The organism is Microbacterium algeriense, from assembly GCF_008868005.1.
Classification (GTDB): domain Bacteria; phylum Actinomycetota; class Actinomycetes; order Actinomycetales; family Microbacteriaceae; genus Microbacterium; species Microbacterium algeriense.
The window spans coordinates 711,187-724,037 of sequence record NZ_WAAO01000002.1 but is presented as its reverse complement, the minus strand read 5'-3'; the positions used below and the strand labels follow the sequence as shown (position 1 = coordinate 724,037).

The 12,851-nt window shown below is 68.9% G+C and carries 13 protein-coding genes and 1 tRNA gene; 4 read left to right on the top strand and 10 right to left on the bottom strand.

The window, feature by feature from the left end; translation table 11 throughout:
- Window positions 1-67 precede the first annotated feature (67 nt).
- Window positions 68-382 (top strand): DUF7882 family protein, encoded by a 315-nt coding sequence (locus tag F6A08_RS11100; RefSeq protein ID WP_017202068.1) that lies wholly within the window; start codon window positions 68-70, stop codon window positions 380-382.
- A gap of 50 nt (window positions 383-432) precedes the next feature.
- On the opposite strand, the gene F6A08_RS11095 is transcribed toward F6A08_RS11100, so the two are convergent.
- Both F6A08_RS11095 and F6A08_RS11090 read right to left on the bottom strand, forming a co-directional pair.
- Window positions 433-693: a DUF6458 family protein gene (locus tag F6A08_RS11095; RefSeq protein ID WP_017202067.1), complete on the bottom strand. Its 261-nt coding sequence runs from the start codon at window positions 691-693 to the stop codon at window positions 433-435.
- Between the two features lie 122 nt (window positions 694-815).
- A complete protein-coding gene (locus tag F6A08_RS11090; protein ID WP_151459461.1) occupies window positions 816-1,334 on the bottom strand; it encodes a DUF7927 domain-containing protein in 519 nt (172 codons plus the stop codon).
- A 355-nt stretch (window positions 1,335-1,689) separates the two neighbouring features.
- Here F6A08_RS11090 and F6A08_RS11085 point away from each other — a divergent pair, with 355 nt between their 5' ends.
- A complete protein-coding gene (locus F6A08_RS11085) occupies window positions 1,690-2,250 on the top strand; it encodes a hypothetical protein (RefSeq protein WP_124895506.1) in 561 nt (186 codons plus the stop codon).
- Window positions 2,251-2,257: 7 nt separating this feature from the next.
- Here the strand turns inward: F6A08_RS11085 and F6A08_RS11080 are convergent.
- Both F6A08_RS11080 and F6A08_RS11075 read right to left on the bottom strand, forming a co-directional pair.
- Window positions 2,258-2,331: transfer RNA gene (locus F6A08_RS11080), tRNA-Ile, on the bottom strand.
- A gap of 29 nt (window positions 2,332-2,360) precedes the next feature.
- Window positions 2,361-2,897 carry a gamma carbonic anhydrase family protein gene (locus F6A08_RS11075; protein WP_124895505.1) on the bottom strand — a complete coding sequence of 179 codons (537 nt, stop codon included), beginning with the start codon at window positions 2,895-2,897 and terminating at the stop codon, window positions 2,361-2,363.
- A 130-nt stretch (window positions 2,898-3,027) separates the two neighbouring features.
- Here F6A08_RS11075 and F6A08_RS11070 point away from each other — a divergent pair, with 130 nt between their 5' ends.
- Window positions 3,028-3,513, top strand: a complete 486-nt coding sequence (locus F6A08_RS11070) for a Dps family protein (RefSeq protein ID WP_017202063.1) — start codon at window positions 3,028-3,030, stop codon at window positions 3,511-3,513.
- Window positions 3,514-3,593: 80 nt separating this feature from the next.
- Here the strand turns inward: F6A08_RS11070 and F6A08_RS11065 are convergent, their stop codons facing one another.
- From F6A08_RS11065 to F6A08_RS11040, 6 genes are all read right to left on the bottom strand, one after another.
- Window positions 3,594-5,090 carry an amidohydrolase gene (locus tag F6A08_RS11065; protein ID WP_192576753.1) on the bottom strand — a complete coding sequence of 499 codons (1,497 nt, stop codon included), beginning with the start codon at window positions 5,088-5,090 and terminating at the stop codon, window positions 3,594-3,596.
- The gene (locus F6A08_RS11060; RefSeq protein ID WP_151459460.1) at window positions 5,087-5,728 is read right to left on the bottom strand and encodes an FMN-binding negative transcriptional regulator; all 642 of its coding nucleotides are present in this window, start codon (window positions 5,726-5,728) and stop codon (window positions 5,087-5,089) included. Before F6A08_RS11060 ends, F6A08_RS11065 begins: the two co-directional genes overlap by 4 nt.
- A gap of 38 nt (window positions 5,729-5,766) precedes the next feature.
- The gene (locus F6A08_RS11055; protein WP_017202060.1) at window positions 5,767-7,251 is read right to left on the bottom strand and encodes an alanine/glycine:cation symporter family protein; all 1,485 of its coding nucleotides are present in this window, start codon (window positions 7,249-7,251) and stop codon (window positions 5,767-5,769) included.
- 99 nt (window positions 7,252-7,350) lie between these two features.
- On the bottom strand, window positions 7,351-8,349 hold the full coding sequence (locus F6A08_RS11050) for an Fpg/Nei family DNA glycosylase (protein ID WP_124895502.1): 999 nt from the start codon (window positions 8,347-8,349) through the stop codon (window positions 7,351-7,353).
- Window position 8,350: 1 nt separating this feature from the next.
- Window positions 8,351-8,836: a ribose-5-phosphate isomerase gene (locus F6A08_RS11045; protein WP_124895501.1), complete on the bottom strand. Its 486-nt coding sequence runs from the start codon at window positions 8,834-8,836 to the stop codon at window positions 8,351-8,353.
- A 38-nt stretch (window positions 8,837-8,874) separates the two neighbouring features.
- The gene (locus tag F6A08_RS11040; protein WP_017202057.1) at window positions 8,875-10,062 is read right to left on the bottom strand and encodes a ferrochelatase; all 1,188 of its coding nucleotides are present in this window, start codon (window positions 10,060-10,062) and stop codon (window positions 8,875-8,877) included.
- A gap of 170 nt (window positions 10,063-10,232) precedes the next feature.
- Here F6A08_RS11040 and pepN point away from each other — a divergent pair, with 170 nt between their 5' ends.
- Window positions 10,233-12,785 carry an aminopeptidase N gene (gene pepN, locus F6A08_RS11035; protein ID WP_151459459.1) on the top strand — a complete coding sequence of 851 codons (2,553 nt, stop codon included), beginning with the start codon at window positions 10,233-10,235 and terminating at the stop codon, window positions 12,783-12,785.
- The last annotated feature ends 66 nt before the right edge of the window (window positions 12,786-12,851 follow it).

The following is a 12,851-nucleotide window of genomic DNA, read 5'->3' as shown; positions in this document are numbered from 1 at the left end:
TCGGCGAATCCCCGTCGAGGAGTTCCATGTTCCGTGCCCCGCACATCGTCGAAGGACCGGCCCGCTGATGGGCAGTCTGTACTACGGCGACGCGCAGACTCCGATCCAGATCGAGGATCGCGCTCTCGCCCATCTCAAGGTCGTCATCGCGACGAAGCTGCGTCGGAACGAGAGCTTCACGCTGTCATGGCGGCACCCTGACGGCGACGCGCCCGGACGCTCCACGCTGTGGCTGCACCCGTCGATTCCGCTGCGTTTCGTCTTCCAGGAGCCGGAGACGCCCGAACTGAGCCGCCGGTGGATCGAGGAACTCGCCCACTCCGCGAACTCGAGCGGGGGCATCACCCTCGTCGAGGAGCATCTCGAGGCACCTGTCGAGTGACGAACGGGGCGGGAGGGCAGAAGCCCTCCCGCCCCGTCATCCGCGGTGGGTCACAGCGTGTCGTCACCGCTGGAGCTGACCGAGCGGCGCGTGGTCGGCTCACCCGTCGCCGGGTCGACGTAGGTCCGGGAGACGCTCTCCGTCCGGCGGCGGCGTGCCAGCAGCACGATGCCGATCAGGAAGATGATCACGCCTGCGCCCATCAGGATGTAGCCGACCATGTCGAGGTTCACCCACGGCACATCGACGTTCACCGCGAAGACGAGGATCGCTCCGATCACGAAGAGTGCGATTCCGCTGCCGATGCTCATGTTGCCTCCTGTTCTGCGGCGCAATGCCGCGCCTATCGCAGGATGGCGGGCGCAGACGGACACGGGGAGGGGCTTGACACGAGACCGCGGTCTCGTCTCGCGTCTTCGCCTGTGCCGACGCGTCAGCGGGCGTAGCCGTATGACTCGACCCGAGGGAAGGCGAGTCCGTCGCCGTCGCCGTGCCAGATCCCGGTGAACGCGATCACGACCCTCTCGCCGGAGGCCAGCGGTCCCCTCCAGGTGACGGTGTCCCCGGACACCGTGGCGCCTCCGACGGTCGCGCCGAGGCTCGCCGTGTCCCAGCTGGAATCGTCGAGCACCCCGCCGAGGCCGAACACGATCTCGCTCTTGGTGGAGTCGACGCTGCCGTTGTTGACGAACTCCATCCGGTAGGTGACGACGTCGCCAGGACGCGGATCGGTGGGACGCGAGTTGAAGGTGTACTGGAACGAGAGGCATGCCGGATTCAGCGCCTGCACGACAGCAGCGGAGCCCCCGCTGCGCACGACGGTGTCCGACGCATCGCCAGAGGTCACCGTGCTCGCGCTGGCCGCGCTCCCGCTTGCGACAGCGCCCAGGGCGAGTGCGGCGGCCACCCCTCCGTTGAGCGCACGTCGGCGGATCGAAGTCGTCTTGTTCACGGTGGTGCCCTTCTGTCTTCACCTCCGCCGTGCGGTCGACGGGGACCGACCGTGCCGTTCCGAGGAGCACGAGCGGTCCCCGTCCGCCGGGACGGTGGCCGGAGGTGAGGCGCCACCCCGCCCGGCGCCCGGTGCCGCGCACCGGGGGTGAGGAGAGGATGACCCTCACAGTGAGGTGACGCCTCGGAGGTGTTTCGATTACGCGCAGCGCACGAGCGCGCTCCGTGGGCGATCACATTCCAGCATCCCGCTACGAAGCTCGCTGACGTCCTTCTGGGCTTCCCGCGCTCGTGCAAGCGTGCTGTCACGCTCCTCCCTGTTCGACAGGACAGGGACGCCTGAGGAAAGGGACGCGATGCACACGACGATTCTGACCAGCCTGGCCGCGGGGCTTCTCGCCGCGACCCCCGTTCTTGCGGCTCAGCCACCGGCCGCGTCCGACCCGACGCCGGCTCCCCCATGCGTGTCGGGCGCAGCTGCGGCGTGTCCCACCTTCCACTACGCCTGGGACATGGCATCCGGGTGCGTGCCGGGTGCGTCGGCGGGCTGTCCCGCTTTCGACGAAGCCTGGGACGGGGCGGCCGCCGATCCCTCTCCCGGCCAATGGACGCTCTTCCGGATGGTGTTGGCGAACAACAGCCGCATCGACGCGCCGAACGCCCTGTTCGTCATCCGGCTGGGCAGCGTCCGGGACGACGCCTACACGTCCTTTCCGATCCGATCGACAAGCGGCCGCTGGGGCATCCGCGAGGACCCGGACCCCGGTCCCGATGTTCGTGAGTCCGATGAGAAGCTGTTCTGGAGCGGTCCCCTCGCGGCCGGCGAGAGCGTCGCCGTCACATTCTGGGGAATCTGGCGAGGGACCGGAGACGGACTCCCCAACCCGACCGTCGAGTACTACGGCGCCGCTCGATAGGAGGCAGTAGGGCGGGCGGGACTTGAACCCGCGATCGTTGGGTTATGAGCCCACTGCCTTAACCAGCTTGGCCACCGCCCCGTACGCGCTCCAGCCTAGTGGCCGAGGGCTCAGACGGGAGTCGTCGCGGCATGCGTCCTGACGTGCTCGAGGTAGATGTCGGCGTTCGCGATCAGGCCCGCGCGTTCTTCTTCCGTGAGCGGTCGGCGGACCGAGGCCGGTACGCCGGCGACGAGGGAGCCGGGCGGGATCTCGGTCCCACCCAGCACGACGGCACCGCCGGCGATGAGACACCCGGAGCCGATGACGGCACCGCTGAGGATGACGGAGCCCATGCCGACCAGTGTGCCGTCGCCGATTGTGCAGCCGTGGACGACGGCATTGTGCCCGATCGACACCTTCGCACCGACGACGACGGGATGGCCCGCGTCGACGTGGAGAGACACGTTGTCCTGCACGTTCGAATCGGGGCCGATCACGATCGAGGCCGAATCCCCGCGGAGCACTGCGTTGTACCAGACGCTGGATCCCGCAGCGAGCGAGACGTCTCCGACGATCCGTGCTCCGTCCGCGATGAACGCGGCCTCGTCGATCGTCGGCACGCGGTCGGGCAGAGCGAGGACGGAGGCCCCGGAGGCGATACGCATGAGGCGAGACTACCCTCATCACCGCGGAAACACGCGGAAGTGAGCCGAGCCTCAGCTTGCTTGCGGAATGTCTCAGCGTGAGTAGCGTTGTCTTCATCAGATATGAGAATCCGACCCGGAGGAGCACCAGATGAGCAAGGCACAGACCGTTTCCACCACCGCCATCGACCCGACCGTCGCCGCAGGCGCGGCCCAGTTCCTCTCCCCCGTCGTGCTCGGCCTCCAGGCTCTGACCGTGAACGGCAAGCAGGCCCACTGGCACGTCCGCGGAGCGAACTTCATCGGCGTCCACGAGCTTCTCGACACGATCGTCGCGCACGCCGGCGACTTCGCCGACACCGCGGCTGAGCGTATCGTCGCGCTGGGTCTGCCGATCGACGCCCGCGTCTCCGCCGTCGCCGAGAAGGCCGGTTCGACCGCCGTGGCAGCCGGCTTCGCGCAGTCAGACGAACTCATCCGCGCCGTGATCTCCGACATCGACGCGATCCTCGTCGATGTGAAGGCTGCCGTCGACGGACTCGACGAGGTCGACCTGACCAGCCAGGACGTCGCGATCGAGATCCAGCGCGGGCTCGAGAAGGACCGCTGGTTCCTGGTCTCGCACATCGCCGCCTGACATCCCGTCCGAGCCCGAAGGGGCGGTCCCCGGTTCGCCGGGGACCGCCCCTTCGGCATCTCACCGGCAGGTCAGGGGGCTCACGAGAGGTGGGTGATCCGCCCCGCCAGGAGTGTGGCGACGACGGGCATCGAGCGCAGCTCCGACCCGCCGGCGGTGCGCGGGTCGGCTCCGCAGAGCACCAGGTCGGCGGGTTCTCCCGGCCGGATCGCTGAGCGCACGCTCGCCTCGATCGCTTCATCCACCGAGAGCCGCTCCTCCGGGTGCCAGGGCTCGCGAGCGTCGTCCGTCCGCGTCACCGCCGCCGAGATGGCCTGCCACGGGTCGAGGTCGGCCACGGGAGCGTCGGAGCCGAAGCGGAGCTGTGCGCCCGCGTCACGGAGCGAAGCCAGCGGATAGGCGACGGCGGTCTGGGCCGGCCATTGACGGGCCACGAGATCCCGATCGTCCAGAGCGTGCTGGGGCTGCACGCTCGCGATCAGGCCGAGCCGACGGAAGCGCGGAAGATCGGCGTGCCGCACGAGCTGGGCATGCTCGATGGAGCCGACGGCGCCTGTCGTGGTGAACGCGTCGAGCGCGGAAGTGAGCGCCCGGTCACCGATCGCGTGGACCGCCACCGCCAGTCCTGCGCCGGTCGCCGTCGTCATCAGCGCCGTCAACTCCTCCGGCGGCACCGTGAGCACTCCGAAGTTGGCCGGATCGCCGGGGTAGGCGTGGAAGCAGGCCGCCGTCCTGGTTCCCAGCGAGCCGTCGGAGATCACCTTGAGTGATCCCGTGTGCACGAGTCCGCGGCCCTCCGACGGCGCATCCGTGTAATCGTGCGCCTGTCCGGTGCGCAGGCCCGCCGCGATCGCTCGCTCCAGGTCGAACGGATACACGGCGAACTCCACGCGGTGCGCCGCGAATCCATCGGCGACCCGCCGCGGCCAGGCATCCGCGTTCCAAGCCATGTCGAAGTCGACGAGACCGGTGATCCCCCGTGTGGCAGCCTGCTCCCCCGCGCGCCGCACCGCGCGATCACCGTGTTCGGGGTCGACCGCGTTCAAGCGGCGAGAGATCTCGAAGGCGTCCTCTTCGCGCAGCATGCCGTCCGGGCTGCGGAAGCACTCCCGCGCCAGTGCCGCGGAGTTCAGCCAGACGCTGTGCACATCGGCGTTGATGAGATAGGTGGGCACGGCACCGGTGGCGTCGTCCAGCAGGGGCAGGCTCGGCACATCACCCCAGAAGGCGTCGCGGAAACCGCTGCCCACGCGGCGTCCGTCGGGGAGGAGCCCGGCGCTCGACATCGTGCGCGCCGCCTCCGCCGCCGACGTCACGGCGCCGAGCGGCTCCCGTTCCGCAGCCAGCGCCCATTGCACGGTGTGGACGTGGTTGTCCCAGAGCCCGGGAACCGCCCACGTGCCGTCGCCGTCGAGGACCCGGCCGCGCGCCGGCAGCGCCCCCGTCGGTGCGATGTCGACGATGCGGCCTTCCGCCAGATACAGGTCGACCGGCTCGTCGTCGAGCAGGAATTCGCGCCCGGGCCCAGCCACCCGCACCGCCCGCACCATGTCGATGCTGTCGCCACGTCCGGTCACTGCCGCACTCCCCCGCGCGCTTCCTGAGCGCGCCGCATCTCTCCGGCCAGGGCAGGGTTGCGGTACGGCCCTTCGGCGTCGAGCGCGGCGATCACCGTCTCGATCGTCTCCGCCGGCTTGTTCTGACTGAGCTTCCGCTTGCCCACCACGCGCGTGGGCGTCAGCCGGAAGCCGACCGTGCCGGCTTCGAGCCGACGGACGAAGGCCTCGTCATTCGGCCGCTCCCACATCAGGCGAGGGTCGGGCAACCGGGATTCGAACCGCTCGACGAGGCGGTCCAGCACGGCGAGATTCTCCTCGGTGGACAGGATCTCCGGCACGCCGGAGAGGTGGACGGCGGTGTAGTTCCAGGTCGGCACGGCCGCCGCGTGGCCGTACCAGCCCGGCGAGACGTACCCGTGCGGCCCCTGGAACACGACCAGCATCTCGCGCTCCGCCATGCCGTGGATGAGGTCGTCCGGTCGCCCCACGTGTCCGACGATCGTGAGGTCGTCTCTCGCCGCGTCGAGCAGCACCGCGTAGTGCGAGGCGACGAGTCCGTCGTCGCCCGCGCTCATGATCGTCGCCCAGGGATTCGCGTCGATCACGCGGCGCATCTCGGTCACATCCGCCAGCGTGAAGCTGGGATTCTGTCGCATATGACCAGCCTAGGGCCGCGTACGACGCTCATCTCGCGTCAGTCGCCGCGACGCCCGACCACAGGGACGGCCTGCGTCTTCCATTCCTCCCACCCGGGGGTGCCGGCCATGAACGACTCGATCTGGTCGCGGTCGGCACGGAGCTTCGGATCGTTGTCCAGATACTTCTTCGTCTCTCTCGCCACGAGCCCGGACAGGATCAGAAGCCCGATCAGGTTCGGGAGCGCCATCAGGCCGTTCATGGCGTCCGAGAACGCCCAGACGACGCCCAGCTGCACGGTGCAGCCGATGAAGACCACGAGCGAGAAGATGATCCGGAACGGCATCACGGCGCGTCGGCCGATGAGACGCTCGATGTTCCGTTCCCCGTAGTACGACCATCCCAGGATCGTGGAGCCCGCGAACATCACCAGTCCCAGGGTCACGATGATGTGGCCCCAGTCGCCCGGCAGCCCGTGAGAGAACGCCGCCCCCGTCATCAGAGCCGGACTCAGCTGCTCACCCGTCTCCGGATCGATCTCCTTCCAGGTGCCGGTGGAGATGATGACCAGGCCGGTGCAGCTGACGACGATGATCGTGTCGATGAACGTCTGGGTCATCGATACGAGCCCCTGGCGCACGGGGTGGCTGGTCTTCGCCGCCGCGGCCGCGATCGCCGCGGAACCCATGCCGGACTCGTTGGAGAAGATGCCGCGGGCGACGCCGAACTGCACGGCGACGATGATGGCGGAGCCGGCGAACCCTCCGACCGCGCTCGTTCCCGTGAACGCCTCGGAGAAGATCTGCGCGAAAGCGGCGGGCAGCGCGCCGACGTTCGCGATGAGGATGTACAGCGCGCCGAGGACGTAGAAGATGATCATGATCGGCACGAGACCGGCCGTGACACGACCGATCGACTTGATGCCGCCGACCAGGACGATCATCGCGAACGCGGTGAGGACGATGCCCGTGACCCAGGTCGGCACGTCGAAGCTCGCTTCGAGGTTCTGGGCGATCGAGTTGCCCTGTGTCATGTTGCCGATGCCGAAGCAGGCGATCACGGCGAACACGGCGAAGGAGAGCGCCAGCACCTTGCCGAACGGGCCGCGGATGCCCCGTTCGAGGTAGTACTGGGGGCCGCCGGACTTCTCTCCCGCGTCGTCGGTCTTGCGGAAGCGCACTCCGAGGAAGGCTTCGGAGTACTTGGACGCCATGCCGAGCAGCCCGGTGACCCACATCCAGAAGAGCGCTCCAGGACCACCGATGCCGATCGCGGTGGCGACGCCGACGATGTTGCCGGTTCCCACAGTCGCCGCCAGCGCTGTCGTCAGCGCCTGGAACTGGGAGATGTCCCCGTCAGCCCCGGGGTCCTTGCGCGTGAGCAGCCCGAGCCGCAGTGCGGACCCGAGGCGCACGAACTGCAGACCGCCCAGGCGGATCGTCAGGTACAGCCCTGTCCCGAGGAGCAGCGGTATCAAGAAGAACGGGCCCCAGATGAACCCGCTGATGCTCTCGAGGACGGACTGGAGGGCGGTGAGATCCATATCGGCTCCTGTCGGTGACGGCGCGGAAACGCTGTCACCATATTCACAGGAACCGCGGCTCGCGGCGCGCGTCGACGGGCGTGTCGGGGAGACGCGCACTCAGGCCTGGCAGCGCGGGCACCAGTAGAGCTTGCGGGCGCCGATCTCCTCGAGGGCGATCTCGGTCCCGCAGACGCGACACGGCAGGCCGGCCCGGTGGTACACCCAGTGCCGGTCGTCGCGGTTGGCCATGGCCGCACGGTAGTCGTCGCCGGTGAGCCCGTCCATGGTCATCATCTGCCCGGTCTCCACCCCGACAGCGAGCAGGCGCACCCAGTCGTGCCAGAGGGCGCGGGCGACATCCTCCGGCACGTCCCGGCCCGGAGTGTGCGGGTTCAGACGCTGGCGGAAGAGCATCTCGGCGCGGTAAACGTTCCCGATCCCGCTCACGACGCTCTGGTCCATCAGCAGGAGCGCGATCGGGGTCGACTTCTTCGTGACCGCGCGGACGAAACGCTCCTCGTTCTCGACCGGGTCGCCCACGAGCGGATCCGGCCCGAGCTTCGCGATCGTGGCCAGCATCTCCTCCGGCGTCTGCAGCACGCACGCGGTCGGGCCGCGGAGATCGGCAGCCGTGATGTCGGTCATCAGGCGGAGGCGGACCTGTCCGACGACGGGCGGCGGCCACTCCGCGCCCTCGTCGGCGAGACCCTTGGTCTGCTCCGACATGCGCACGTGCACTCGCGTGCGCCGCGGCGCCCCGATCGAGGCCAGGGAATTCTCGCCGGCATCGTCGAGGATCGGCTCATCGAGGACAGTCCCGCGCTGATTCGTCTGCCCCATGCGCCCGTTGGACGAGGCGATCGTGGGGTCCACCAGGATCTCGCCCGCGAAGTCCCAGGCCCCGTACAGCCCGAGATGCACGCGGAGCCACACGTCGCCCTCGGTCTCGAAGAACATCTGCTTCCCGACCGCCTGCACGCTCACCGCCTCGCGTCCGTCGAGGACGGCCGCGCCCTCCGCGAACCGACCCTGCGGGCTCGACGCGCTGAGCACCTTGCCGACGAAGTTCCGATCGAACTGTCGAGCGATCCGGTGGACGGAATGGCCTTCGGGCATGTCAGCCCCGGGGGTCCGGGAGCAGCGAGCCGTCGCGCTCGAAGTCCGCGATCTGTCGGATGCGTCGCACATGCCGCTCCTCGCCGGAGAACGGCGTCTGCAGGAAGCGGTCGATGAATGCGGTGACCTCGTCGAAGGTGTGCTGACGTGCGCCGATCGAGATCACGTTCGCGTCGTTGTGCTCGCGCGCGAGCTCCGCCGTCGACAGATTCCAGACCAGCGCGGCGCGGACGCCCTCGACCTTGTTCGCGGCGATCTGCTCGCCGTTGCCCGAGCCGCCGAACACGACACCGAGCGCCTCGACACCGGCAGCCTGGTCGGCGACGACCGCCTGGGCCGCGCGGATGCAGAATGCCGGGTAGTCGTCGAGCGCGTCGTACTCCACCGGCCCGTGGTCGACGACGTCGTGGCCAGCGGAGCGGAGGTGCTCCTGCAGCTGCGTGGAGAAGTCGAGACCGGCGTGATCGGTGGCGATGTGGATGCGCATGGCTTCCATCCTAGAAGTCGCGGGTGCTCAGCGGCGTGTCACGGGGCGACGCCGGCCGCCGCGGGCTTGAAGCCCGCGCGGACGTTCTCGCAGCATCCGGGGCGGCACACGTCGAAGCCTCCAGGGAGCGTGGTCACGTGCGCACGCTCCTCGTTCGGACGCCCCTGGAGTCGCTCCTCGATCAGGTCGACGATCCCGTCGACGAAGGCAGGGCGGACACCCGGCGTCGGCGTGCGGGTGAAGGCCAGCCCGGCCTCCTCCGCGGCTTCCGCGGCTTCGGTGTCGAGATCCCACAGCACCTCCATGTGGTCGCTCATGAAGCCGACGGGAACCACGATGACAGCCTTGCGGCCCCGCGCAGGCAGCTCGCCGATGACATCGCACACATCCGGCTCCAGCCACGGCTGCGACGCGGGGCCGGATCGCGACTGGTACACCAGCTCCCACGGCACATCGGCGGCACCGGGAAGTGCCGCGCGAACCTGGTCCATGGTCCACGCGGCGACCGCGAGGTGCTGGGCGGCGTAGGCGCCGCCCTCAGCGCCCCAGTCGATGTCCCTGGCGCCGGAGCGCTCCGCGTCGGCGGTGGGGATGCTGTGCGTGGAGAACAGCACCTGGATGTCTCCGGGTGCGATGCCCTGGTCGAGATAGCCCTGCACGGATTCGCGCACGCCTGCCTCGAAGGCCTCGACGAAGCCCGGGTGGTCGTAGAAGGGACGGATCTTGTCGATCGTCACGCTCTCCCCCAGGCCCGTCTCGGTCAGCACCCGTGCGAAGTCTTCGCGGTACTGGCGGCAGCTGGAGAACGAGCTGTACGCGCTCGTGGCGAAAGCGAGCAGCGTCGTGTGCCCGTTGGCAGCGGCCTCGGGGATGACGTCTTCCAGGTACGGGCCCCAGTTGCGGTTGCCCCAGTAGACGGGGAGGTCGATACCGCGCTCTGCGAGAGCGTTCTCGAGCGCCTCCTTGAGCACACGGTTCTGCCCGTTGATCGGGCTCACGCCGCCGAAGTGACGGTAGTGATGCGCCACCTCCTCGAGCCGCTCATCGGGGATGCCGCGCCCCCGCGTGACGTTGCGCAGGAAGGGGATCACATCCTCCTGGCCTTCCGGGCCGCCGAAGCTCGCCAGCAGGATGGCGTCATAGGCGACCGGAGTGGTCACGAAGGGCGCGCCGTCGGCGGCAGCAGGCGAAGCAAAGGGAACGACATTCGGCTCGATCGCAGTCACCCTCCCATCCTTTCACCTCTGCAGAGGGCCTGCGTCCGCGTCTGCCGTTTCCGTGCATCCGATCAGCGAACGTGAGCGCACCGACCGCTCTGGCGTAGGCTGTCATGGTTGCCGTCGGCGCCAACTGCGCCCAGCCCCGGTGACATCCCCTCACCCCTGGGAGTACAGCTGTGCCTGGAGAGAACCTCACCCGTATCGAAGCGCAGGAGCGCCGCAGCGTCATCGATACGCAGTCCTACGAAGTCGCCCTGGACCTGACCAAGGGCGCCGAGGTCTTCGGCTCCCGCAGCGTCGTGCGCTTCACCGCGACGCCGGAGAGCTTCACCTTCATCGACCTCATCGCCCGCGATGTCCGGGAGATCTCGCTCAACGGCGAGCAGCTCGACCCGAACGAGGTCTTCGCCGACTCGCGCATCGCGCTCACCGGCCTGCAGGCCGAGAACGTGCTGGTCGTCGACGCCGACTGCCTCTACACCAACACGGGCGAGGGCCTTCATCGCTTCGTCGACCCGGTCGACGGCGAGGTCTATCTCTACTCCCAGTTCGAGGTGCCGGACTCGCGCCGCGTGTTCGCGGTCTTCGAGCAGCCCGACCTGAAGGCGACGTTCCAGTTCACCGTCACCGCGCCTGCCGCGTGGAAGGTGGTCTCCAACTCCCCCACGCCCGAGCCGATCGTGCACGACGACGACGTGACCGCGACGTGGGGCTTCGAGCCGACGCCGCGCATCTCCTCGTACATCACCGCGCTCGTGGCCGGTCCCTACGAGTCGACCTTCTCGGAGCTGACGAGCGCCTCGGGCCGCGTCATCCCGCTCGGCGTGTACGGCCGCAAGAGCCTGTGGCAGCACCTCGACGCCGACTACATCTTCGACAAGACCCGCGAAGGCTTCGCCTACTTCGAGTCAAAGTTCGGCGTGCCGTACCCGTTCGCCAAGTACGACCAGCTCTTCGTGCCGGAGTTCAACGCCGGCGCCATGGAGAACGCGGGCGCCGTGACGTTCACCGAGACGTACGTCTTCCGCAGCAAGGTGACAGACGCCGTCAAGGAACGTCGCGTCGTCACGATCCTGCACGAGCTCGCGCACATGTGGTTCGGCGACCTCGTCACCATGAAGTGGTGGAACGACCTCTGGCTGAACGAGTCGTTCGCCGAGTGGGCCTCGACCATCGCGACCGCCGAGGCGACCGAGTGGACAGAGGCCTGGACCACGTTCAACGCCATGGAGAAGACCTGGGCCTACCGTCAGGACCAGCTCCCCTCGACCCACCCGATCGTCGCCGAGATCAACGACCTCGAAGACGTGCAGGTCAACTTCGACGGCATCACCTACGCCAAGGGCGGCTCCGTCCTGAAGCAGCTCGCCGCGTGGGTCGGGATCGAAGCGTTCTTCGCCGGCGTCTCGCAGTACTTCCAGAAGCACTCCTGGGGCAACACCGAGCTCAGCGACCTGCTCTCGGAGCTCGAGGCCACCAGCGGCCGCGACCTGAGCACCTGGTCGAAGAAGTGGCTCGAGACCGCCGGCGTGAACACGCTGGAGCCGGTCATCGCCGAGGGCCATGACGGCACGATCTCGCGTTTCGCCATCACACAGACCGCACCGGCCGACTACCCGACGATCCGCCCCCACCGCCTCGGCATCGGCTTCTACACCCTGACCGACGGCTCCCTCACGCGCTCGCACTATCTCGAGGTCGACGTAGACGGCGACCGCACCGAGATCCCGGAGCTGCAGGGCATCGCGCGGCCCGACCTCGTGCTCCTCAACGACGACGACCTCGCGTACACGAAGATCCGTCTCGACGAGAAGTCCCTGGCCACGGCGATCGCGCACCTGGCCGACATCCACGACCCGCTCGCCCGCTCCCTGGTGTGGGGCGCCGCGTGGGATCAGACCCGCGACGCCGAGACGGATGCGTCCGCCTACATCGACCTCGTGCTCGGCAACATCGGCCGCGAGACCGAGTCGACCACGGTGCGCACCACGCTCGCGCAGCTGCGCACCGCGGCGACCCTGTACGTCGCACCCGCACAGCGCGAAGCAGCCCGTCTCAAGGTGGCCGACGGACTGTGGGCCCTGGCCGAGGCGGCCGAGCCTGGCAGCGACAGCCAGCTGCAGTTCGTCACGGCGTTCGCCAACGCGCTCGTCACGCCCGAGCACGCCGGCATCGTGGGGCGTCTGCGCTCCGGCGAGGAGACGCTCCCCGGACTCGAGATCGACGCCGACCTGAACTGGCAGCTGCTGGTCGGCCTCGCCACGATCGGCGCGACGGATGCGGCGACGATCGACTCCGCCCTCGCCGCGGACAACACCGCCAAGGGCGCCGAGTTCGCCGCGCAGGCGCGTGCCTCGCTCCCCGACTCGGCATCCAAGAACGCCGCGTGGGACGCGTTGATCGTGCGGGACGATGCTCCGAACACGATCGTGCGTTCGGCGGCGCTCGGGTTCGTCCACCCCGCAGGGGCGTCGATGCTCGGCGAGTTCGTGCCGAAGTACTTCGACATGCTGCTCCCGGTGTGGGAGTCGCGCACTTACCAGATCGCCCAGTACCTCATCGTCGGACTGTTCCCGACCGCGCTGGCCGATGTCGCCCTCCGCGACGCCACCCGCGCCTGGCTCTCCGCCCACCAGGACGCCCCACCCGCCCTGCGCCGCCTGGTGCTGGAGAACCTCGCGGACGTCGAGCGTGCGCTGGCCGCACAGGCCCGCGACGCCGAGGACTGATCCCTCCCTTCCGAGACGGAGATCGTCCCCTCGCACGGACCGCGTCCACCGTGACGCGCCGGCGCG